Annotated in this window: 24 protein-coding genes; 12 read left to right on the top strand and 12 right to left on the bottom strand. The window is 60.1% G+C overall.

The window, feature by feature from the left end:
* Window positions 1–111: 111 nt before the first annotated feature.
* Window positions 112–1986 (top strand): ATP-binding protein, encoded by a 1875-nt coding sequence (locus AWM79_RS14580; RefSeq protein WP_017132415.1) that lies wholly within the window; start codon window positions 112–114, stop codon window positions 1984–1986.
* Window positions 1987–1999: 13 nt separating this feature from the next.
* Here the strand turns inward: AWM79_RS14580 and AWM79_RS14585 are convergent, their stop codons facing one another.
* From AWM79_RS14585 to AWM79_RS14615, 7 genes are all read right to left on the bottom strand, one after another.
* Window positions 2000–2704 carry a cyclase family protein gene (locus AWM79_RS14585; RefSeq protein WP_017132416.1) on the bottom strand — a complete coding sequence of 235 codons (705 nt, stop codon included), beginning with the start codon at window positions 2702–2704 and terminating at the stop codon, window positions 2000–2002.
* Between the two features lie 205 nt (window positions 2705–2909).
* Window positions 2910–4745, bottom strand: coding sequence for a DAHL domain-containing protein (locus AWM79_RS14590; protein WP_039792643.1), 1836 nt, complete (start codon window positions 4743–4745; stop codon window positions 2910–2912).
* Between the two features lie 143 nt (window positions 4746–4888).
* Window positions 4889–6268 carry a nucleobase:cation symporter-2 family protein gene (locus AWM79_RS14595; protein WP_017132418.1) on the bottom strand — a complete coding sequence of 460 codons (1380 nt, stop codon included), beginning with the start codon at window positions 6266–6268 and terminating at the stop codon, window positions 4889–4891.
* Window positions 6269–6437: 169 nt separating this feature from the next.
* Complete coding sequence (gene lpdA, locus AWM79_RS14600; RefSeq protein WP_060783135.1) at window positions 6438–7826, bottom strand: dihydrolipoyl dehydrogenase; 1389 nt, start codon at window positions 7824–7826, stop codon at window positions 6438–6440.
* A 2-nt stretch (window positions 7827–7828) separates the two neighbouring features.
* Window positions 7829–9103 carry a dihydrolipoamide acetyltransferase family protein gene (locus tag AWM79_RS14605; protein WP_017132420.1) on the bottom strand — a complete coding sequence of 425 codons (1275 nt, stop codon included), beginning with the start codon at window positions 9101–9103 and terminating at the stop codon, window positions 7829–7831.
* A complete protein-coding gene (locus AWM79_RS14610; RefSeq protein WP_017132421.1) occupies window positions 9104–10159 on the bottom strand; it encodes an alpha-ketoacid dehydrogenase subunit beta in 1056 nt (351 codons plus the stop codon). It lies immediately after the preceding gene.
* A gap of 3 nt (window positions 10160–10162) precedes the next feature.
* Window positions 10163–11398, bottom strand: a complete 1236-nt coding sequence (locus AWM79_RS14615; RefSeq protein WP_017132422.1) for a 3-methyl-2-oxobutanoate dehydrogenase (2-methylpropanoyl-transferring) subunit alpha — start codon at window positions 11396–11398, stop codon at window positions 10163–10165.
* Window positions 11399–11589: 191 nt separating this feature from the next.
* On the opposite strand from AWM79_RS14615, the gene bkdR reads away from it, so the two are divergent.
* Window positions 11590–12078 carry a Bkd operon transcriptional regulator BkdR gene (gene bkdR, locus AWM79_RS14620; protein ID WP_017132423.1) on the top strand — a complete coding sequence of 163 codons (489 nt, stop codon included), beginning with the start codon at window positions 11590–11592 and terminating at the stop codon, window positions 12076–12078.
* Between the two features lie 84 nt (window positions 12079–12162).
* Here bkdR and csrA read toward each other — a convergent pair whose 3' ends face one another.
* Window positions 12163–12357 (bottom strand): carbon storage regulator CsrA, encoded by a 195-nt coding sequence (csrA, locus tag AWM79_RS14625; protein ID WP_017132424.1) that lies wholly within the window; start codon window positions 12355–12357, stop codon window positions 12163–12165.
* Window positions 12358–12609: 252 nt separating this feature from the next.
* Between csrA and AWM79_RS14630 the strand changes: the two genes are divergently transcribed.
* Window positions 12610–12945 carry an SPOR domain-containing protein gene (locus AWM79_RS14630; RefSeq protein ID WP_244159562.1) on the top strand — a complete coding sequence of 112 codons (336 nt, stop codon included), beginning with the start codon at window positions 12610–12612 and terminating at the stop codon, window positions 12943–12945.
* 57 nt (window positions 12946–13002) lie between these two features.
* Here the strand turns inward: AWM79_RS14630 and AWM79_RS14635 are convergent, their stop codons facing one another.
* The 3 genes from AWM79_RS14635 to AWM79_RS14645 form a co-directional block, all read right to left on the bottom strand.
* The gene (locus AWM79_RS14635) at window positions 13003–13692 is read right to left on the bottom strand and encodes an endonuclease (RefSeq protein WP_017132426.1); all 690 of its coding nucleotides are present in this window, start codon (window positions 13690–13692) and stop codon (window positions 13003–13005) included.
* 4 nt (window positions 13693–13696) lie between these two features.
* Window positions 13697–13975 carry a DUF1654 domain-containing protein gene (locus AWM79_RS14640; protein ID WP_074862409.1) on the bottom strand — a complete coding sequence of 93 codons (279 nt, stop codon included), beginning with the start codon at window positions 13973–13975 and terminating at the stop codon, window positions 13697–13699.
* 154 nt (window positions 13976–14129) lie between these two features.
* Entirely contained in the window at window positions 14130–14396 is a 267-nt protein-coding gene (locus AWM79_RS14645; protein ID WP_017132428.1) for a hypothetical protein, read from the bottom strand.
* Between the two features lie 121 nt (window positions 14397–14517).
* Between AWM79_RS14645 and AWM79_RS14650 the strand changes: the two genes are divergently transcribed.
* From AWM79_RS14650 to AWM79_RS14690, 9 genes are all read left to right on the top strand, one after another.
* The gene (locus AWM79_RS14650) at window positions 14518–15477 is read left to right on the top strand and encodes a sugar ABC transporter substrate-binding protein (protein WP_017132429.1); all 960 of its coding nucleotides are present in this window, start codon (window positions 14518–14520) and stop codon (window positions 15475–15477) included.
* A 65-nt stretch (window positions 15478–15542) separates the two neighbouring features.
* Window positions 15543–17096 (top strand): sugar ABC transporter ATP-binding protein, encoded by a 1554-nt coding sequence (locus AWM79_RS14655; RefSeq protein ID WP_017132430.1) that lies wholly within the window; start codon window positions 15543–15545, stop codon window positions 17094–17096.
* The gene (locus AWM79_RS14660) at window positions 17093–18070 is read left to right on the top strand and encodes an ABC transporter permease (protein ID WP_060783136.1); all 978 of its coding nucleotides are present in this window, start codon (window positions 17093–17095) and stop codon (window positions 18068–18070) included. Before AWM79_RS14655 ends, AWM79_RS14660 begins: the two co-directional genes overlap by 4 nt.
* Window positions 18071–18073: 3 nt before the next feature.
* Window positions 18074–19084 carry a LacI family DNA-binding transcriptional regulator gene (locus tag AWM79_RS14665; protein WP_060783137.1) on the top strand — a complete coding sequence of 337 codons (1011 nt, stop codon included), beginning with the start codon at window positions 18074–18076 and terminating at the stop codon, window positions 19082–19084.
* A gap of 57 nt (window positions 19085–19141) precedes the next feature.
* Window positions 19142–20062, top strand: coding sequence for a ribokinase (gene rbsK, locus AWM79_RS14670; RefSeq protein ID WP_026013227.1), 921 nt, complete (start codon window positions 19142–19144; stop codon window positions 20060–20062).
* The gene (rbsD, locus tag AWM79_RS14675; RefSeq protein ID WP_017132433.1) at window positions 20059–20463 is read left to right on the top strand and encodes a D-ribose pyranase; all 405 of its coding nucleotides are present in this window, start codon (window positions 20059–20061) and stop codon (window positions 20461–20463) included. Before rbsK ends, rbsD begins: the two co-directional genes overlap by 4 nt.
* A gap of 42 nt (window positions 20464–20505) precedes the next feature.
* On the top strand, window positions 20506–21534 hold the full coding sequence (locus AWM79_RS14680; RefSeq protein WP_017132434.1) for a nucleoside hydrolase: 1029 nt from the start codon (window positions 20506–20508) through the stop codon (window positions 21532–21534).
* 93 nt (window positions 21535–21627) lie between these two features.
* The gene (locus tag AWM79_RS14685; RefSeq protein ID WP_060783138.1) at window positions 21628–21933 is read left to right on the top strand and encodes a hypothetical protein; all 306 of its coding nucleotides are present in this window, start codon (window positions 21628–21630) and stop codon (window positions 21931–21933) included.
* Between the two features lie 169 nt (window positions 21934–22102).
* On the top strand, window positions 22103–22420 hold the full coding sequence (locus tag AWM79_RS14690) for an I78 family peptidase inhibitor (protein WP_017132436.1): 318 nt from the start codon (window positions 22103–22105) through the stop codon (window positions 22418–22420).
* Window positions 22421–22481: 61 nt separating this feature from the next.
* On the opposite strand, the gene AWM79_RS14695 is transcribed toward AWM79_RS14690, so the two are convergent.
* Window positions 22482–22694 carry a cold-shock protein gene (locus tag AWM79_RS14695; RefSeq protein WP_017132437.1) on the bottom strand — a complete coding sequence of 71 codons (213 nt, stop codon included), beginning with the start codon at window positions 22692–22694 and terminating at the stop codon, window positions 22482–22484.
* Window positions 22695–22761: the final 67 nt, after the last annotated feature.

Below are 22761 nucleotides of genomic sequence, written 5' to 3' on the forward strand. Positions count from 1 at the left end.
TCAGGACTGGCGAATTGTGTTCCTGGGGTGCATGACTTATCCTCTGCGGCGATGGATGCCCGGGTCGCGGTCTAGACGCTCGGGGACCGACGGCAATGGAGGCCGTAACGCATGTTCAAGATCAGGCGAAAAATTGGCGTTCTGCTGCTGGTCTATATCGTCGGGGTCAGTGGTTACATCTACTACCTGCACGACCAGGCCCAACGTATCCTGATCGAGGGCATCAACAACAAACTGTTGCATGCGGCTCTGGGCGCTGCCGCCATTCTCGGCGACCAGTACCACGATGCGCTGGTCGACAAGCATTCAAAGTCCGAAGCCGAAGATCTGGATGCCATCCGCAAACTGTCCCGTTTCAACGAGTCGATGGGCACAGCCTTTGTCTACACGGTAATCAAGCGGGGAGCAAAGGCCATCCTGGTCAGTTCCAGTGCCTCGACCCAGGAGGTCGAGGAAGGCAACTTCGTCCGCTTCTTCGATCCTTATCCCGATGCAAGCCAGGCCCTGCTCGACAGTTTCGATCTGACAACACCGAGCTGGATCGATTACACGGACCACTGGGGTGATTTCCGTGCTGTCTTTGTTCCCATGAAATCCGCGGACGGCACTCCTTATGTCGCCGGCGCGGAAATTACCCTGGCTGACTACTACCACGCACTCAATCAGGACTCCCTGCACCATCTCGTGCTGGCGATCCTGGTCTTTCTCTCTCTCAGTCTCCTGTTTGTCATCGATTCGGTGCGCATGCGAACCCACCTTCGCCAGCTGCAAGTCAATGAGCAGGTATTGAAACAGGCAAAGATCTGCGCCGAAGAAGCCGACCGCCTGAAAAGCCAGTTTCTGGCGACCATGAGCCATGAAATCCGCACGCCCATGTATGGCGTTATCGGTGCCACCGAGCTACTGTCCGCCACGGCACTGAACCCGGTACAAAGTGACCTGCTGACCACGATCCAGACCAGCGGGGAGACGTTGCTGGCGTTGATCGACGACATTCTCGACCTGGCGAAGATCGAGTCGGGGAAAATGGACTTGCGGCCCCGTGTATTCGAGTTACGAATCTTGATCGCCTCGAGTGTCGAGCTGGTCCGCCAGAATATCCAGGACAAGCCGATCACTCTTGAGGTCAGCGTTTTCCCGGATGTTCCTTCGCTGATCAAGACCGATGCCGACCGTCTTCGTCAGGTGCTGATCAACCTATTGGGCAATGCGATCAAATTCACCGAAACGGGAAAGGTCTCGCTGTCTGTCTCGCTCAGTGACAGCACGGTTCCTACGCGACTCAACTTTTCCATACGTGATACGGGCGTCGGTATTCCCATGGACCGACAGGGCAGCCTGTTCAAGCCCTTTACCCGGTGCGAAGGCGCGAACAATCAGCGTTTCACCGGCAGCGGGCTCGGCCTGTCGATCTGCAAGAACCTGATCGAAGCCCAGGGTGGGATCCTGTCTTTCAGCAGCCTGTTCGGTATTGGCTCGACTTTTACTTTCTCGCTACCAATCGAGCCGTTTTCAGACCTGGAAATACCCATTGCCGCCGAGCACCCAACGGTGGGGTTCGACGCCTCGTTCGCCAGGCATTACCCCCTGGATATCTTGTTGGTGGAGAACCACGAACTGAACCGGAAGGTCGCGATGGCGATGTTGCAGACCCTGGGGTACACGCCTGATTTTGCCTGCGATGGTCTCGAATCGCTCGACCATTGTCGGGTGTCGACACCGGATGTCATCCTGATGGATATCAATCTGCCTGGCATGGATGGCCTGGAGGCCATTCGCCGCATCAGGAAACTGCCACAGGGGGAACAGTGCTATATCGTTGCCTTTACCGCCAGTGCATTCTCCAACGAGATCGAGCGTTTCCGGGGCGCCGGCGCCAACGATATTCTGACCAAGCCCGCCTGCTTCCAGGGCTTTACCGAAGTACTGCGACGTTCGCTGGACTACCGCAAGCAATTCCAGACCTGCGCCCCGGTAGCCGAGTGATCCCGACTCGAGGTCAGGGGGCGAATGCCATTACCGAGGCAGGGGAACCGGAACCCTCGTGGAGCCGCAGGATGCCGATCACCAGTGTGGTGCCCTTGGGCGGTAACTGGTCGAGGTTGGTCAGGCACTCCAGGATGATGCCGTTTTTCGCCAGGACTTGGCTATTGGTGGCGTATACCGTGTCCTGGCCTGGATCGGCACCATGGGTATCAGTCCCAACGCCCGCGATGTGGCGTTCGTCAACCAGGAAGGTGGCGGTGTCGCTCCCGAGTCCGGGGAAGTGCAGGCCACCCTGGTCATCGGCGTTGAAAAAACGCTTTGGATCGTTCCAGAATGCCTGCCAGCCGGTGTAGAGCAGCACGATGGAATCCCGGGCGATAGGCCCATGGGCGTGTTCCCAGTTCTTGATGTCCTGGATGCTGATCACATAGTCGGGATTAGCCTTGGCCTGTGCTCGTACATCGATCACCACGGCCGGGCGTACCAGCGACTGTGGTGTGTAGGCATCGATCCCAACGCCCTCGACGTGAAAGCTGTTAGGTGCATTCATATGGGTGGCACTGTGTTCGCCCATGCTGAAGCTACGCAGGTAGTAGCCGTCCTTTTCCTGGGTGGCCACGACATTGAAGTTGACGGGAGGGTCGTGTGGCCAAAGCGGTATGGAAGGGGAGATGACGTGACTGAGGTCGATGATCTTGCGAAACTGAATACTCTGCATTTCCTTTGCGTCCTTTTCCTCTGCGAAACCGTGGGTAGCACCGGTTGCCAGCCAGGCGACCAATAGCCCGACAGATAAGTGCCTGAGTCGTGTCTTGTGTCGCGTTGATAATTCCATGATGTGTCCGCTCCTAAGGAATCAAGGGGCCCCTGCCCTTGATTCCTCGGCAGTCTATCCATTCTTGGTGCGGTAGTGGCAAGGAGATTCAGGGGAGGACGGGGGCATTCGCGACAGCAGGCGTCTCTTTCCGGTACAGGACCAGGGGAATCTCCAGGGTGAACAGCGCGCCTTTTCCTGGTCCGTCGCTGTGGGCGTACAGATGGCCGTTCATCTCGATCGCCGCGAGGGCGCAGCTGTGCAGCCCGAAACCGTGGCCGTCCTTGCGCGTGGTGAAGCCGTGATTGAAGATCCGTGTGATGTTTTCCGGTGCAATTCCCTCGCCATCGTCTTTGACGCTGATACGCAAGGTGGTGTCCTCGATCACCCTGACAGCGAGGGTAATGTCGCGCTCACGGTTCGACAGATCGGACACCGCATATTTGGCATTGCTGATCAGGTTGATCAGGACCAGCAATAGCCGGTGTTTGTCCCCCAGCAGAGTGGGTACGTCCTGGTAATCCTTGAGTACTGTGACCTGATGCCGGGTCAGGGCGCCGGAGTTCATGCGTAGGGCATCTTCGAGCAGGTCGGTGATATTCAGCGGTTCCAGCAGCCTGCAAGCCCCGGCATAGGATTGCTGAGTGGCGACAATCTCCTTGAGGTGATCGACGCTTTTGCTCAGTTGCGTCAATTCCTGGACGATCTCCGCCTGTTCAGTGCCGATGGCCGTGACCAATTGACCCAGATAAGCAGGCAGCAGCTTGCCTTTTTCATCCTGGCTGAGGAAGTGCCCCAGGTCGTCAGCGTGCTCCTTCATCAGTTGCACGGCCTTGCTCAACCCCTGTGCCTTGCTGGCGCGGACCTTGCGGCTCACCAGGTCGGCAGAGATGTTCACGCTGTTGAGCACGTTGCCGACGTTGTGCAGGACGTTGGTGGCGATCTCCGCCATACCGGCCATGCGGGCGGTGTCGAGCAGCTCGCTCTGGGTCTCCCTGAGTTCGCGAGTACGCTCTTCCACCCGCTGTTCGAGGCGTTCGTTGGCAGCCTGCAGGGCGCTGTTCATCTGGTTGATCAGGGCATGGCTGCGCAGTTGGCGAATGATCAGGTAGACCACCAGCAGTGCCATGCATGCGGCGCAGAGTGTCAGATACAGATGGTCCTGGTGGCTCTGGCGGTCCGCACGCCGCTGGCTTTCATTGAGATATTCATTGATGGCGTCGAGGCTGGCGGCCACCGGGATGAAGCCGATACGGTCAAGCAGATCGTTGGCCAGGGGCTGCTCGCGCACGATCAGCTTGACCTGCTCGACCAGTTTGTCGAGCGATGGGATCAAGGTGGCCGCCAGGGCGCTTTTTTGCGCGATCAGGTTCTCGATCTGGCGCTGAATCCGCTCGGCTTTTTCATTTGAGACATGTTGCGCATATTCCAGCGTACTCAAGGTCAGTTTCGAGGCACTGTACAGCACGATCAGTGTGGCGACCGGGTGTTGGATGCTGAAGGGGTCCAATTCTTGCTGGATGGTTTCTTCTATGGCGGACAGTGTTTCGAGATCATCGCGCAAGGTGATGTTCTGCACCTGGAACTGCTCGATCAGCTTGTTCTTTTCCGCCGTCGCGTCCAGGTAGGCTTTTTTCCTGGACTGCCAGATGGGGGAGTCGTCCAATGTCGCGTTCAGCGTCACCAACTGCTCCCAGCGGCGGCTCGACTCGGTAGTCGAACCAGTGAGCAGGTTGTAATTGTATTCGGCGTTGATCCGTGCCTTGAGCACTTTGGCATCCAACTTGCCGTCCAGTTGCTTGAGTTGGCGCAGCAGGTCGCGAGATTCGAAGTAGGTGGAGGTATCCCGCGAATAGACCTTGATCAGCAGGAACGCCAGGAGACTGACGAGAATGATGAACAGTGCCACCAAGGCACTACTTCGGTACCTGTTCCACCGCGCCATGATTTACATCCCTGCCGGAGTTGCTCGTCATTATCGCAGGTCCTTGGCAGTTCTGCCGGTGCCTTTTTTGCCTGGTGCCCGACAAGGCCCGAGTGGCGATTCAAGTCTTGCGGGAAACCGCGAAGTTTGCCCGGTGTCGTCTGTCAGGCACCCGCTTTGGTTTCCGGCAGAAACCCGTTCAGCACCAGGGCGCAGATTCCTCCGGTGGCAACACCTGATTCCAGTACATTGCGCAACGCCGCCGGCATATGGGCGAGGAACTCCGGTACCTGAGAAACACCTAGGCCCAGTGCCAGGGATACGGCGATGATCAGCAGGGCGCGACGGTCCAGCGTGATGCTCGCCAGGATATTGATGCCCGAGGCCGCCACGGCACCGAACATGACCATGGCGGCGCCACCCAGGACTGGCTCCGGCACGGCCTGGATCGCCCCGGCCACCGAGGGGAAAAGCCCCAGCAGCACCAGCATCAGGGCGATCCACTTGCCGATATGCCGGCTGGCAATCCCGGTCAGCTGAATCACGCCGTTGTTCTGGGCGAAGATAGAACTCGGGAAAGTGTTGAAGACGCCGGCCAGCAGCGAGTTGGCACCGTTGACCAGCACGCCGCCCTTGATTCTTTGCATCCACAGCGGACCTTCCAGCGGTTGACGCGACACTTTGCTGGTAGCCGTGACATCGCCGATGGCTTCCAGGGCGGTGACCAGGTAGATCACCAGCATCGGAATGAACAGCGCCCAGGAAAAGCCCAGGCCGAAGTGCACTGGTGTCGGCACCTGAAACAGCGGTGCTGCGTGCATGCCGGTAAAGTCCAGGCGATTCAGGTAACCGGCCAGGGCGTAGCCCGCAACCAGGGCAATGACGATTGCACCGCTGCGTATCCACACCAGCGGGATGCGGTTGAGCACGACGATGATCGCCAGTACTACGCCGGACAGCAGTATATTTTCGCCATTGGCGAAGGTGCCGTTGGCCATGGCGCTGAAGCCGCCGCCCATGCTGATCAGACCGACCTTGATCAGGGTCAGGCCGATCATCAGCACGACGATGCCGGTCACCAGTGGAGTGATCATGCGCTTGACGAAGGGCAGGATGCGCGAGATGCCCATCTCAACGAACGAGCCGGCGATGACTACGCCGAAGATCGCCGCCATCACCGCTTCCACCGGCGTGCCCTGCTTGACCATCAGGGCGCCGCCGGCAATCAGCGGACCGACGAAGTTGAAGCTGGTGCCCTGGACGATCAGCAAGCCAGCACCGAACGGTCCGAAGCGCCGGCACTGGACGAAGGTGGCGATTCCGGAGATCACCAGCGACATCGAGACGATCAGGTTGGTGTCCCGCGCCGAGACGCCCAGGGCCTGGCAAATCAACAGGCCGGGGGTGACGATCGGCACGATGATCGCCAGCAGGTGTTGCACAGCGGCCAGCAGGCCGATTAGCAGGCGAGGCCTGTCCTCCAGGCCGAGGATCAGTTCGTTGGCCTCGGGCACGGCGGTGGGCGGAGTCTGGTGAGCGGTCATGGCAAGTGCCTTGAAAAAAAGAGCGGCGATTCTACTGGGCTTGGCGGTGGTCGCCCAGTACTTGAGTGCTGGCGACCACCGCCATTGAGGTTATCCTCGCGGCAGGCCGGCGCTCCGGTGAACTCGGCTGCTACAGATTCGGTGTCAGTCGGTTAAACCGAGTGCCCGCTCACACATGCAACGCGTGCCCCAATGCCCGTAACGCCGCTTCCTGCACCGCTTCGCCCAGGGTCGGATGGGCATGGACGGTTGCGGCGATATCTTCCAGGCGCGCGCCCATTTCCAGTGATTGGCCGAAGGCTGCCGCCAGTTCCGATACTCCGACACCCACCGCTTGCCAGCCGACAATCAGGTGATTGTCACGCCGTGCCACCACCCGCACAAAACCGCTTTTTGCTTCCAGGGTCATGGCCCGGCCATTGGCGGCGAACGGGAAGTTCGACACCAGACAGTCCAACCCGGCAGCCTTGGCGTCGTCCGGGGTCTTGCCGACTACCACCACTTCCGGGTCGGTAAAGCACACGGCGGCAATGGCGGTCGGGTTGAATTCGCGGTGCTGGCCGGCAATCAGTTCGGCGACCATTTCGCCTTGCGCCATGGCGCGGTGGGCCAGCATCGGCTCGCCGGTGAGGTCGCCGATGGCCCACACATTACGCATGCTGGTCTGGCAACGGTTGTCGATGCGGATCGCCGCGCCGTTCATCTCCAATGCCAGTGCCTCGAGATTCCAGCCTTGGATGCGCGGTTTGCGGCCGACAGCCACCAGCACCTGGTCGGTCGCCAGCTTCAGGGTTGCGCCTTCGGGATCACGTACTTCAAGGGTGGTTGTCGCGGCATCGAAGCCTTCGACGCGGTGTTCCAAGAGAACGGTGATGCCCAGAGCCTTGATCGAGTCGGCTACCGGTTGGGTCAGTTCACGATCGTAGCTCGGCAGGACCCGGTCGCGCGCCTCCACCACTGTCACTTCTGCGCCGAGCTTGCGGTAGGCAATCCCCAGTTCCAGGCCGATGTAGCCGGCGCCGATCACGATCAGGCGCCGGGGAATTGAGCTCGGGGCCAGGGCTTCGGTGGAGGAGATCACCGCACCCCCCACCGCCAGCATCGGCAGATCCACGGTCTGCGAACCGCTGGCCAGCAGCAGGTGCTCGCACTGGATCCGCAGGCCATCGACCTCGACGTGCTTGCCGTCGATTACTTTGGCCCAACCCTGAATGACCTTGACCCCATTTTTCTTCAGCAGCGCCGCGACGCCGCTGGTCAGGCGGTCGACGATGCCGTCCTTCCACTCGACGCTCTTGGCGATATCCAGGATCGGTGCCGACACCTTGATCCCCAGCGGCGAAGTGTTGCCGCTGTAGCTTTGGGTGGTATGGAACCGTTCGGCGACATGGATCAGCGCCTTGGACGGGATGCAGCCGACATTCAAGCAAGTGCCACCCAGTGCCTGGCCTTCCACCAGCACAGTGGGAATCCCCAGTTGTCCAGCCCGGATCGCCGCGACATAACCGCCGGGGCCGCCACCGATGATCAGCAGGGTGGTGTTTTGAGTCTGTTGCATGCTCACTCCACAAACAAACAGGCGGGTTGTTCGAGCAGGCCGCGAATGGCCTGGATGAACTGCGCCGCGTCCATGCCATCGACCACGCGGTGATCGAAGGAGCTGGAAAGATTCATCATCTTGCGAATGACGATTTGGCCCTTGATTACCACGGGCCGCTCGACCATGCGATTGACGCCGACAATGGCAACTTCCGGCAGATTCAGCACCGGGGTGCTGACGATGCCGCCGAGGGCGCCGAGACTTGTCAAGGTGATGGTCGAGCCGGACATTTCTTCGCGCGTGGCCTTGCCGCCGCGAGCGGCCCTGGCCAAGCGATTGATCTCATCCGAAGTGCCCCACAGGTTGAGGCTTTCGGCATGCCGTACCACCGGCACCATCAGGCCGCCGTCGGTTTGAGCGGCGACGCCGACATGCACCGCGCCATGTTGGGTAATGACCTGGGCTTCATCGTCGTAGCGCACATTGATCTGCGGGAAGTCCCGTAGGGCCACGACCAGTGCCCGCACCAGGAAGGGCAGTAGGGTCAGCTTGCCGCGACTGTCGCCGTGCTTGTGGTTCAGGTGTACACGCAGTTCCTCGAGGGCCGTGACATCGACTTCCTCGACATAGCTGAAGTGCGCGGCGCGGCGCTTGGCGTCCTGCATGCGCTGGGCGATCTTGCGGCGTAGGCCGATCACTGGAATCTGTTGCTCATCGGTACGTCTGGCATAGCCGCTGCCAGCGCTCTGCACAGGCTGCCCGGCCTGGGCCAGGTAGGCGTCCAGATCGTCGTGCAGGATACGTCCCGCTGGGCCGCTGCCCTGGATGAAACGCAATTCAATCCCGGCATCCCAGGCTCGTTTGCGCACAGCCGGGGAGGCCAGCGGGCGTTCGTCGGCCTGGCGTGCCACCGGAGTAGGGCGCACGGCGGTGGGGGCCGTCAGCGGCTGGCTGGCGATTTTCGGCTCGACCATCGGCGCTTGCACCACCGGGGTCACGACCGGCGCTGTCTGGGCTAGCGGCGCTTCGCCGCCTTCGCGCAGATTACCGGCCCCGTCCACTTCAATGCTGATCAGGACGCTGCCGACCGCCATGACTTCACCCGGTTGGCCGCCCAGGGCAATCACTTTGCCGTGGACCGGCGAGGGAATATCGACCATGGCCTTATCGGTCATGACGTCTGCCAGGATCTGATCCTCAACCACCAGATCACCGACCTGCACATGCCACTGGGACAACTCTACTTCCGCGATGCCTTCGCCGATGTCCGGCATCTTGATGACGTGGGTACCCATTCAGACCTCCATGACCCGTTTCAAAGCCGCTCCGACGCGCACCGGACCGGGGAAGTATGCCCACTCCTGTGCATGAGGGTAGGGTGTGTCCCAGCCGGTGACGCGCTCGATCGGCGCTTCCAGATAGTAGAAGCAGTGTTCTTGGATCAGCGCGATCAGCTCGGCACCGAAGCCGCAGGTGCGGGTGGCTTCGTGGACGACGACGCAACGGCGGGTTTTCTTCACGGAATTGACGATGGTTTCCAGGTCCAGCGGCCACAGGCTGCGCAGGTCGATGACTTCGGCATCGACGCCGGTTTCCTCGGCGGCGGCCTGGGCTACGTAGACGGTGGTGCCGTAGGTGAGGATCGTCACCTCGCTACCCGGCCGGACAATCGCGGCACTGTCCAGGGGCACCGTGTAGTAACCATCAGGCACCGCGCTGGCCGGGTGTTTCGACCAGGGCGTTACCGGGCGGTCGTGATGACCGTCGAACGGGCCGTTATAGAGGCGCTTGGGTTCGAGGAAGATCACCGGGTCATCGTTTTCGATGGCGGCAATCAACAAGCCCTTGGCGTCATAGGGGTTGGATGGCATGACGGTGCGTAGGCCGCAAACCTGAGTGAACATGGCTTCCGGGCTCTGGCTATGGGTCTGACCGCCGTAGATGCCGCCGCCACAAGGCATGCGCAGGGTCATGGGCGCGACGAACTCGCCAGCCGAGCGATAGCGCAGGCGCGCCGCTTCCGAGACGATCTGGTCGGAGGCCGGGTAGAAATAGTCGGCGAACTGGATTTCCGCCACGGGCCGCAGACCGTAGGCGCCCATGCCGACCGCCACGCCGACGATCCCGCTTTCCGAGATCGGTGCATCGAATACCCGCGAGGTGCCGTACTTGCCCTGCAGCCCCTCGGTGCAGCGGAACACGCCGCCGAAGTAGCCGACGTCCTGACCGAATACCACCACGTTGTCGTCGCGTTCGAGCATCACATCCATGGCCGAGCGCAGGGCCTGGATCATGGTCATGGTACTGGTCGCCACGGCGTTCTCCGTTTGCAGTTTGCTGTGATCGTTCATGACTTATAACCCCAGTTCCTGGCGCTGCCGACGCAAGTGGTCGGGCATTTCCTTGTAGACATCCTCGAAGAGGCTCGCGGCGCTGGGCACCTGCCCGCCGGCCAGGGTGCCGAAGCGTTCGGCCTCTTTTTGGGCCGCAATGATCTCGCTTTCCAAGTCGGCGCTGACGCTGGCATGTTCCTCTTCGGACCAGTGGCCAATGGCAATCAGGTGTTGCTTGAGGCGCGTAATCGGGTCTCCGAGGGGGAAGTGGCTCCAGTCGTCGGCAGGGCGGTACTTGGACGGATCGTCGGAGGTGGAGTGTGGTCCGGCGCGATAGGTGACCCATTCGATCAACGTTGGTCCGAGGTTGCGCCGAGCGCGTTCGGCAGCCCAGGTCGAGGCGGCATAGACTGCGATGAAATCGTTGCCGTCGACCCGTAGCGAAGCAATGCCGCAACCCACGCCACGCCCGGCGAAGGTGGTGGCTTCACCGCCGGCGATGGCCTGGAAGGTGGAGATCGCCCACTGGTTGTTGACCACGTTGAGGATCACCGGGGCGCGATAGACGTGGGCGAAGGTCAGGGCAGTGTGGAAGTCCGACTCGGCGGTGGCGCCGTCGCCGATCCAGGCGGAAGCGATCTTGGTATCACCCTTGATCGCCGAGGCCATACCCCAGCCGACGGCCTGGACAAACTGGGTGGCGAGATTGCCGGAAATACTGAAGAAGCCATGGTCACGCACCGAATACATGATCGGCAGTTGCCGGCCCTTGAGCGGGTCGCGCTCGTTGGACAGCAGTTGGCAGATCATGTCCACCAACGGCACTTCGCGGGCCATCAGGATGCTCTGCTGGCGATAAGTGGGAAAGCACATGTCAGTGATGTTCAGGGCCAAGGCCTGGGCGCTGCCGATAGCTTCCTCGCCGAGGCTCTGCATGTAGAACGACATTTTTTTCTGACGCTGGGCAACCACCATGCGCGAATCGAAGATCCGGGTCTTGAGCATGGCGCGCATGCCCTGGCGCAGGATCTCTACCGGGACATCCTCGGCCCACGGACCGAGGGCCTGGCCTTGGTCGTCGAGCACGCGGATCAGGCCCTTGGCCAGATCGGCGGTGTCGGCGGGTTCGACGTCGATGGGTGGTTTGCGAACCTGGCCGGCATCGGTCAGGCGCAGGTAACTGAAGTCGGTCTTACAGCCGGGACGGCCTGAGGGTTCAGGAACGTGCAGGCGCAACGGCGGGTAGGCTGAGGTCATGGCTTTCTACGCTCTATCTTGTGAACTTCTTGTAGTGGGCGCTCTAGCAAATATTCCCTGGGTAAGGGAAGTCTTGTCCTACAACCATCATAGGCCGGTCGTAGGAGAATATTTCTCTATGTTTGCTTGCGTTCGAGCCTGCTTGCAGATAAAAAATCTGCATAGTCATAAAAAACAGGTGTTTTTATCTCATGCGCAAACTGGATCGAACCGATATCGGAATTCTCAACCGCCTTCAGGAGAACGCCCGCATCACCAACGCCGACCTGGCGCGCTCGGTCAACCTGTCGCCGACGCCGTGCTTCAATCGGGTCAAGGCGATGGAAGAACTGGGGCTGATTCGCGAGCAGGTGACCTTGCTCGATCCCGATCTGCTGGGGTTGCACGTGAACGTGTTTATCCATGTCAGCCTGGAAAAGCAGGTGGAAGAGGCATTGCAGCATTTCGAGGCGGCGATTGCCGATCGCCCGGAGGTGATGGAGTGCTACCTGATGGCAGGGGATCCTGATTATCTGATTCGCGTGCTGGTGCCGACCATCCAGGCGCTTGAGCGCTTCATGCTGGATTTCCTGACCAAAGTGCCCGGCGTGGCGAATATCCGCTCCAGTTTTGCGCTCAAGCAGGTACGCTACAAAACGGCGCTGCCGTTACCGGCAGGCGGCTTGAGTCTGGCCCTGTGACAGGGGGAAGCGAAGGGAAGATGAGTTGCGGGGGAACTTTCGTCAGCCGCGACCATGGGAGGTAGGGCTGACGAGTGTGCTGTCCTACAGAGGGTCTTTCTTGTCTCCAGCAGACAGGCCGGCCTGGATACGCTGGTAAATCTCTTCACGATGCACGGCAACGTCTTTGGGAGCGTTGATGCCGATCCGGACTTGCTGGCCGCTAACGCCCAGAATCGTGATCGTGATGTCGTCACCGATGTTGATGCTTTCACCGACTTTGCGGGTGAGTATCAGCATGTCTTTCTCCTTGATTGTTACTAAGGTGCCTTTCGCAGGCAGTCCCGGCTTAGGTCTTACACACAGAATACCGCCAAGTTCATTCGAGCGGGTGGTTCATTACAGACGTCATTTCATTCTATTTAATTCCCCGAAGCCGGAAAATTGCCGGTAATTCAGCCTGATAAAGACAGGAGCTGCTCAGTTCAACAAGGTTGAGACAAGCCGTAAGGTGATAAAATCACATTAACTGATCATTACGGGAGACGCTTTGTGCGCAGAATAGCAGTGATGGTGGCATTCGTGGTGCTGGCCGGTTGTGGCGATGGTTCGGAAAACAAGGTCGAGCCGGCAAAAGTGGCTGTCGCGCCAGCGGTCGCGGCGGCAAGCACGGGGTGGGATCTGCTGATCAAGGATGACAAATCCAAGGCATTGACCGACTGGACCGCCTGGCTGATCGAGCATGGTTTCCCGTTCAAGATCCTCGATGACGGTCGGGTGATTGCCGGGCCGTTCGCGAGCAAGGAGATTGCCGAGCAGAAAAAGGCGCAATTGGCCGATAAGCAAAACATGGATTCCGAGGTCGTGGAGCATCAGGCGCAACCTTGAGCCTTACGCGGTTCGCGATGTAGCAACACTGGGCTCTATGATCCATGCAGTCAGGTGTCAGCCACAGGCCTTCAGGTCCACCGCGCCGACAAACTCGTTGCCGCGGCCCATCACGCAGGCCACGCGCTGGTTGCGTTGGCGTTCCCAAACCTGCACGGGATAGGTTTTGTGCCACGCCTCATACAACTGGCGATCCTGTTTCGACAGGCGCAGGCCGTACTGCTTGCTCATGTAGAAATAGGTGCGGGCGATCATTCCGCGAATCGAAGGGCGTGGCATCACTTTCTTTGCCTTGAAGTCGACCTGGGTCAGACACGAGCCGTATTGGCCTTTCTGCTCCGGCAGCCAGCCGAAGCTGAAGTTGCTGCGGTCGCCGTTCACTTCGCCGATGCTCGGTACGAGGTTGTGCAGGTCGGCTTCGGCACGTTTGTAGGCCGGGTCGTGCTGGCTGCAGTACTTGCGCCCGCCTTGCTGCCAGCACTGGCGCTGGTGGCCGATGTGCCAGGCCGGAACGATATGCTCCCACTCGATGCGTGCGGCGCGGTTGGCATTTTTGCGCGGGACATAACCGCAGGCTTCGAGATTGACCCGGTTGCCGTTGTACTTGCAGCCGCAATAGAACTCCGTGGACTGTCGCTCATAGAGTCTGCGGGCGATTTTCTTGGCTTCGGCGAAGGTGCGAGGGGCCTCGGCCTGGGCCGGTAGCAGCCAACACAGGCAGAGCAAAGCGATAACACGCACGAGCATTGTTTCAGTCTTCCTTCGGCACGACCCAGAAAATCTGCACGCCACCGTCATCGCGATAGGCGAGGGTGACGTTGTCGTTCTCGGCGATTTCCTCGAGCAGTTGTTCCCAGTCGTCGATAGACTCTTCCAGCAGGCGGAAGATCAGCGCGGCCCTGGCTTTCTGGGCTGTCGGTGAGTTGATGATGTTCTGTACGCGCAGGCCCATGCGTTCGTAGGCGCTGGGGGCGGCGGAGACTGAGATTGGATTTGCCACGGAACTATCCTTAATAAACTGTACGTGCATACAGTATTTAAACGTAGGCAATTTCGCAACTCTTAGCAAAATCTGGTGCGTTTTCTGACAACTATTTTTGCGATTTGATGTCAGTCGTAGGGAAAATTATAAGGATTTACAATAGGATGGATGTCAGCTGATGATTTTTAACTGGTAGGGGGATTCAGCTTTTGCGGCGTTGAATGTAGGTTGAAGTGTCTGGATTGGTATCGATAGCAGGCTCGGCTAAATCCAAGACCGAAGGCAATCTGATGAAAGCAATCAGCGTCCTGGTAGGGGGCTTAATCGAACCGGCGAGTTTGGGCTTCACGATCAATACAGCCGTCTGATCGCCACTGCGTGTCGAGGGCTTGTCGATGACGCTTTCTTCATGGAACTCTTTGGCTAAAACCCCTACAAGCCCGTTGACAAAATTCGGCGAGGTTCTCATAGTTTGTCTTACGCAAACGTTTGCGCTGACTGTTTTAGGGGCTTTCTCCAAAAAAACGCACCGAAAGCCCTGTCGCGCTCCTGGCGTTGCTCACAATAATCATAAGATCGGAGTGAACCCCATGAAGTTGCCATTCGCTGGACGTCTTCTCGCTGTCGGTGTGCTGGCTGCCGCCTCTGCCGCTCTGCCGTTTTCTTCGGCCTTCGCCGCGCAAACCGCCACCAAACCGAAGGTTGGCCTGGTCATGAAATCTCTCGCCAATGAATTCTTCGTCACCATGCAGGATGGCGCTAAGGATTACCAGAAAGCCCACTCCGCCGATTTCGACATGATCACCAACGGCATCAAGAATGAAACCGATACGAGCGCGCAGATCGATATCGTCAACCAGATGATTCTGTCCAAGGTCGATGCACTGGTGATTGCCCCGGCTGACTCCAAGGCCCTGGTGATGGTCCTGAAGAAAGCCAGCGACGCCGGTATCAAGGTCGTCAACATCGACAACCGTCTGGATCCGGATGTACTGAAAAGCAAACACCTCGATATCCCCTTCGTAGGGCCGGATAACCGTAAGGGCGCGCGCCTGGTGGGCGATTACCTGGCCAAGACCCTGGCCGCGGGCGACAAGGTCGGCATCATCGAAGGCGTACCGACCACCACCAACGCCCAGCAGCGTACCGCCGGCTTCAAGGACGCGATGGAGGCGGCTGGCATGAAGATCGTTTCCACTCAATCCGGCAACTGGGAAATCGACCAGGGCAACAAGGTAGCCTCGGCCATGTTGAGCGAGTACCCGGACCTCAAGGCCTTGCTGGCGGGTAACGACAACATGGCCCTGGGCGCTGTTTCCGCGGTCCGTGCCGCAGGTAAGGCCGGCAAAGTGCAAGTGGTCGGCTACGACAATATCGAAGCCATCAAGCCGATGCTGCGGGACGGTCGTGTCCTGGCCACCGCTGACCAGGCTGCCGCCCAGCAAGCCGTCTTCGGTATCCAGAACGCGCTCAAGCTGGTCAAGGGCGAAAAAGTCGATAGTGTCGACGGCGTGATCGAAACCCCGGTCGAGTTGGTCCTCAAGCAGTAATCCCCGCACTTAGCCGCACGCGATAGCACCCGCTCGTCCTGAGCGGGTGCCTGGAGAGCTTTCCTATGTCATCTTCCGCACCGAACGTTGTCCTGGCGGTCAGCGGTATCGGCAAGATCTACGCGCAACCCGTGCTGAACGACATCGACCTGACGCTGATGCGTGGTGAAGTGTTGGCGCTGACCGGTGAAAACGGCGCGGGAAAAAGCACCTTGTCGAAGATCATCGGCGGGCTGGTCGCGCCGACCACCGGTCAGATGCAGTTCAACGGCCGGGCCTATACCCCCGGTAGCCGGAGTCAGGCAGAAGAACAGGGGATCCGCATGGTCATGCAGGAACTCAATCTGCTGCCGACCCTGTCGGTGGCGGAGAATCTGTTTCTCGACAACCTGCCCAGCCATGGCGGCTGGATCAGCCGCAAGCAACTACGCAAGGCCGCCATCGAGGCGATGGCCCAGGTCGGACTTGACGCCATCGACCCGGATACTCTGGTCGGCGAGCTGGGCATCGGCCATCAGCAGATGGTGGAAATCGCCCGTAACCTGATCGGCGATTGCCATGTGCTGATTCTCGACGAGCCGACTGCGATGCTCACCGCTCGCGAAGTCGAAATGCTCTTTGAGCAAATTACCCGCCTGCAGGCCCGGGGCGTGTCGATCATCTATATCTCCCATCGGCTCGAAGAGCTGGCACGGGTCGCCCAGCGCATCGCGGTACTGCGCGACGGTAACCTGGTCTGCGTCGAACCGATGGTCAATTACAACAGCGAGCAGCTGGTCAATCTGATGGTGGGCCGCACACTCGGCGAACAGATGGATAGGGGCGTGCGCAATGTTGGCGCGCCGGCCCTGACGATCAAGGGCCTGAGCCGTTCAGACAAGGTACTCGATGTCTCATTCGAAGTCCGCGCTGGGGAAATCTATGGCATCTCCGGCCTGATCGGCGCGGGCCGTACCGAGTTGCTGCGCTTGATCTACGGCGCGGATACCGCCGATAGTGGCACGGTGTCCCTCGGTTCGCCGGCGCAGGTCGTGGACATCCGTTCGCCGGTGGATGCAGTACGTCATGGCATTGCCCTGATCACCGAGGATCGCAAGGGCGAGGGGTTGCTGCTGACGCAGTCGATCAGCGCCAATATCGCGTTGGGCAATATGCCGGCGATCTCCCGCGGTGGGCTGGTCAATGGAGGTGCCGAAGTAGCTCTGGCGCGGCGACAGATCGAGGCCATGCGCATTCGCAGTTCGAGCCCGGACCAACAAGTGTCCGAGCTGTCCGGCGGCAATCAGCAAAAGGTGGTGATCGGTCGCTGGCTGGAGCGCGATTGTTCGGTATTGCTGTTCGATGAGCCGACGCGCGGGATCGACGTCGGTGCCAAGTTCGATATCTATGCCTTGCTCGGCGAATTGACCCGCCAAGGCAAGGCGCTGGTGGTGGTGTCCAGCGACCTGCGTGAACTGATGCTGATCTGCGACCGGATCGGTGTGCTGTCGGCCGGGCGCTTGATCGAAACCTTCGAGCGCGGCACTTGGACCCAGGATGATTTGCTTGCCGCCGCCTTTGCCGGCTACCAAAAACGTGACGCGTTGCTCAACGATGCAGCGCCTAGGGGGACCCTATGAAAACTGCACCCTCGACCAGCAAAGCCAGTCGCAACTTCTATGGCCTTGGGACTTACCTGGGGCTGGCCGGCGCGCTGCTGGCAATGATTATCCTGTTCTCCAGCCTGAGCAGTCATTTCCTCTCCTATGACACCTTCAGCACCCTGGCCAACCAGATTCCCGATCTGATGGTGCTGGCCGTGGGCATGACCTTCGTGCTGATCATCGGTGGCATCGACCTGTCGGTGGGGTCGGTGCTGGCGCTGGCGGCATCGGCGGTCAGCGTGGCGATTCTCAGTTGGGGCTGGAGCGTGCTGCCGGCGGCGGCGCTGGGCATGGGCTGTGCAGCCTTGGCCGGGACCCTGACCGGCTCGATCACGGTGGCTTGGCGGATTCCGTCGTTTATCGTGTCCCTTGGCGTGCTGGAAATGGCCCGTGGTGTCGCGTACCAGATGACCGGCTCGCGCACCGCCTATATCGGCGACTCGTTCGCCTGGCTGTCGAACCCGATGGCCTTCGGTATCTCGCCCTCATTCATTATCGCCCTGGCGATCATCATCACCGCCCAACTGGTGCTGACCCGCACGGTGTTCGGTCGCTACCTGATCGGTATCGGTACCAACGAGGAAGCGGTACGGCTGGCGGGGATCAATCCCAAGCCCTACAAGATCCTGGTGTTCAGCCTGATGGGGCTGCTGGCCGGAATCGCGGCACTGTTTCAGGTCTCGCGTCTGGAAGCGGCTGACCCGAATGCTGGCTCCGGCCTGGAACTGCAGGTGATCGCCGCCGTGGTGATCGGTGGAACCAGTCTGATGGGCGGACGCGGTTCGGTCATCAGCACCTTCTTCGGTGTCCTGATCATCTCCGTGCTGGCCGCTGGCCTGGCACAGATCGGCGCGAGCGAGCCGACCAAACGGATCATCACCGGTGCCGTGATCGTGATCGCGGTGGTGCTGGATACCTACCGCAGTCAGCGCGCTCGTCGGCGGGCTTGAAGCATGGCAACCATCAAGGATGTTGCCGCGCTGGCTGGGATCTCCTACACCACGGTGTCCCATGTGTTGAACAAGACCCGGCCGGTCAGCGAGGAAGTCCGGCTCAAGGTCGAGGCGGCGATTGCCGCCCTCGACTATGTACCCAGTGCCGTGGCGCGGTCGCTGAAGGCCAAGACTACCGCGACTATCGGCTTGCTGGTGCCCAACAGCCTGAATCCATACTTCGCCGAACTGGCACGGGGCATCGAGGATTACTGTGAACGCAACAACTATTGCGTGATCCTCTGCAATTCCGACGATGATCCGGACAAGCAGCGCAGTTACCTGCGGGTGCTGCTGGAGAAGCGCGTCGACGGCCTGATCGTGGCCTCAACCGGTGGCGACGAAAGCTGCGCGGCGGGCCTGTCGGCGGTGCGCACGCCGATGGTAATCGTCGACCGTGGTGTCGTCGGTCTGGAAACCGATATGGTGCGTATCGACCACGAAGAAGGCGCGTACCTGGCGACCCGGCACCTGCTGGAGCTGGGACATCGGGCGATTGCCTTTATCGGCGGACCGGACAATACCAGCGTGGCGCAACTGCGCCTGGCCGGTCATCTGCGGGCGCTGCGGCAGGCGAAGGTCAAGGTGCCCGCCAAGTGGCTGCTGGCCAGCGACTTCACCAGCACCGGCGGTTATCAAGCGGCGGCCGGATTGCTCGACGGCGAGCGCCCTAGCGCGATTTTCGCCGGTAACGACTTGCTCGGCATTGGCGTATTGCGGGCAGCGGCGGAACGTAATATCCGCGTGCCCGGCGAACTGTCGGTCATCGGTTTCGACGATATCCAGATGAGTCGCTATGTCTATCCGGCGCTGACCACGGTCGGCCAGTCGATCCTGCACCTGGGGGAGACGGCGGCTGAGCTGCTGCTGCGGCGTATTGCCACGCCGCATGTGCCGATCGATCAGCGGATCGTGATCCCGAGTATCGTCTTGCGCGAGTCGACGGCGCCAGTTTCGACCGGGCTCGCATAAGTCCCTTTGGGGCCATAGCGCTGAATCTGACCGAATTGAATTCAAGAGTAATGGTGCATGCAAGCAAAAGTAGCGGTCATAGGCAGTCTCAACATGGATTTGGTTACACGGGCCGAACGTCTGCCGCGCGCGGGCGAGACTTTAATCGGCCAGTCCTTTGCCACGGTTTCCGGCGGCAAGGGCGCGAACCAGGCGGTGGCGGCGGCGCGTCTGGGCGCGCAGGTGTCGATGATCGGCTGCGTCGGCGATGACGCCTACGGTGAGCAACTGCGGGATGCGTTACGGGTCGAGGGCATCGATTGCCAGGCGGTCACGGCGGTTGGCGGCGTGTCCAGCGGAGTTGCCTTGATCGTGGTCGATGCCAGCAGCCAGAACGCGATTGTCATTGTCGCTGGCGGCAACGGCTGCCTGACCACCGATGTGCTCAAGGGCTTCGATGCGGTGCTGCGAGAGGCGGATGTCATCATCTGTCAGCTCGAAGTGCCGATGGAAACCGTCGGCTATGCGCTCAAACGCGGTCGTGAGCTGGGTAAGACCGTCATCCTCAATCCGGCACCGGCCAGTACGCCGCTGCCGGCTGACTGGTATGCATCCATCGACTATCTGATTCCCAACGAGAGCGAGGCAGAGGCCCTGAGCGGCTTGCCGGTGGATTCGCTGGCGAGCGCCGAGACTGCCGCGACCCACCTGATGGCGGCCGGGGCAGGGAAGGTGATCATCACCCTCGGTGCCCAGGGCTTGTTGTTTGCCGATGGCCAGGCTTTGGTGCATTTCCCGGCGCCCAAGGTCAAGGCGCTCGATACCACCGCCGCCGGCGACACCTTTGTCGGTGGCTTTGCCGCGGCGCTGGCCTGCGGCAAGAGCGAAGCCGAGGCCATTCGTTTTGGCCAGGCGGCGGCGGCGTTGTCGGTCACCCGTGCCGGTGCGCAGCCGTCCATTCCGCATTTGTCCGACGTACAGGGTTTCAAACAGCCATGAAAAAAACACCGCTGCTCAATATCGCCCTGTCCCGCGTGATCGCCTCGCTGGGGCATGGCGATATGTTGGTAATCGCTGATGCCGGTCTGCCGGTGCCGCCGGGCGTCGAGCTGATCGATTTGGCCCTGACCCAAGGCATTCCGGATTTCGTCAGTACCCTGCGCACCGTGCTTAGCGAGATGCAGGTAGAGAGTCACGTGCTGGCCGAGGAAATCCTGCTCAAGCGTCCGCCGCCATTGGAGTACCTGGAAGCCTTGAATGCCCAGGGCAATCTCGGGCAGCGCCGCCTGCTCGGTCACGAGGATTTGAAGTTACTCAACCGCCAGGCCAGGGCGGTGGTACGCACCGGCGAGTGTCAGCCGTACTGCAACATCGTCCTGGTTGCAGGCGTTACTTTTTAAGAGCCTCTTTCCCGATTCAAACCCTCGCACAAGGAGCGCACAATGCACCGCTATGCTCAGATCTTGCAACGCTGGTTCCGGAGTCTGCTGATTTTGTCCTTGCTCACTGCTACAGGCGCCCAGGCGGCGGAAAAAATCGATCTGATCATCGATACCGACCCAGGGGCCGACGACGTGGTCGCGCTGCTGTTCGCCCTGGCTTCGCCTGAGGAGTTGCATATTCGTGCCTTGACCACCGTGGCCGGTAACGTGCGCCTGGACAAGACCTCGCGCAACGCGCGCCTGGCCCGTGAATGGGCAGGGCGCGAGGAGGTGCCGGTGTATGCCGGTGCGCCCAAGCCGTTGCTGCGCACGCCGATCTATGCCGAGAACATCCACGGCAAGGAAGGCATCTCCGGCGTCACCGTGCACGAACCCAAGGCACCCCTGGCCAAGGGCAATGCCATCAACTACCTGATCGAAACCCTGCGTGGCGCCAAGCCCCACAGCATCACCATTGCCATGCTGGGGCCACAGACCAACCTGGCGCTGGCCTTGATCCAAGATCCCGAGATCACCCAGGGCATCAAGGAAGTGGTGGTCATGGGCGGCGCGCACTTTAACGGTGGCAATATCACCCCGGTGGCCGAGTTTAACCTGTTCGCCGATCCCCAGGCCGCCGAGGTGGTGCTCAAGAGTGGGGTCAAGCTGACCTACCTACCGCTCGACGTGACCCATAAGATTCTCACCAGTGACGAGCGCCTGAAGAAGATCGCGGCGCTGAACAACAACGCCAGCCAGGTGGTCGGCGATATTCTCAACGAATACGTCAAGGGCGATATGGAGCACTACGGTATCCCTGGTGGCCCGGTACATGACGCCACGGTGATCGCCTATTTGCTCAAGCCCGAGTTATTCAGCGGGCGCCGGGTCAACATGGTGGTCGACAGCCGTGAAGGCCCGACCTTCGGCCAGACCATTGTCGACTGGTACGATGGCCTGCAACAGAACAAAAACGTGTTCTGGGTCGAGAATGGCGACGCCCAGGGCTTCTTCGACCTGCTGACGGCGCGCCTGGCCCGCCTGAAGTAACGGTGATAACCCGCGGGCACTTGCCTGCGGGTTCCTAGGCACAAGGGGCGGCAGCATGCCAGAATCGGGTTTTGCTTTTTCTGGAACCCATCCGTGCAAATCGATTTGAACAACCCCGCCAACCTGACCCTCGAGGCCGTGCGCCAGTTGCTCGCATCGGCCAGTGACGAGGTGCACGCTCAATTGCGGGTGACCCGTTCCGGCATCGCCTATCTGTCTTCTCGTGTCGTCGGCGGGCAGGATATCGAGGGTCTGTCGTTCCGGCTCGAAACCTGGGCAGCCGGTTCCGGTTATGTCGGCAACGTCGCGGCCAGTGACGAAGTCTGGGTCATGCAGGTCTTCAATGCGTTGAAAGAAAACTGGCCCAATCCGCCATCCGATTACATCGATGTTTACTGATTCAACAATGCGTTCATATTCAGTCACGATTCATTGCACGGGTGAGCCGGCGACTCAGGCAGACTTATCCTTCGTTGCCGTAGGAATCGGGCTGACGATTGTTCGGCATGCAACCAATGACGTAAACGACGGTCGCACGCACTCTACTTATTTTTTTAAAGGAGGCTTCATGCCTTGCAAGCTTGCATCTTTGGGGGCGTTGTTCGCCATGTTGGTCCTGGCGGGTTGCGCGAATGGCGGCTCGGCCTCGACGGCCAATGCGTCTGCCGGCGAGAGTGGCCATAGCCGTTGCGAAGCTAAAGGCGCCGAGTTCGCGCTTGGCAAGCAGGCCTCCGCCGAGCTGCTTGAGCAGGCGCGCAACCGCAGTGGCGCACAGATGGCACGGATTCTTGGACCCGATGATATGGTCACCCTGGAATATCGTTCAGAACGCCTGAACCTTAATGCGGACAGCGCGGGCAAGATCGAGCGGGTCAATTGCGGCTGAGTTTTGTAGCCTCCATAAAAAACCCCGCCACGTGGACGGGGTTTTTTCAGTTCGCGGAAATTTACTCCGGACGAACCTGTGCAGCTTGCATACCCTTTTGGCCTTTCTCAGCCACGAAGGAAACGCTCTGGCCTTCTTTCAGGCTTTTGAAACCGTCGCTTTCGATAGCTTTGAAGTGTACGAACAGGTCGTCACCGCCACCTTGAGGAGTGATGAAGCCGAAGCCTTTTTCATCGTTGAACCATTTTACGGTGCCGGTTTGGCGATTAGACATGGTGTATCTCCAAGAAACATATATTTTCAGTAGTACTGTGCTGCTCAGGCCAACTGGGCACACAGGC

The sequence above is a fragment of the Pseudomonas agarici genome (assembly GCF_001543125.1).
Taxonomy (GTDB): domain Bacteria; phylum Pseudomonadota; class Gammaproteobacteria; order Pseudomonadales; family Pseudomonadaceae; genus Aquipseudomonas; species Aquipseudomonas agarici.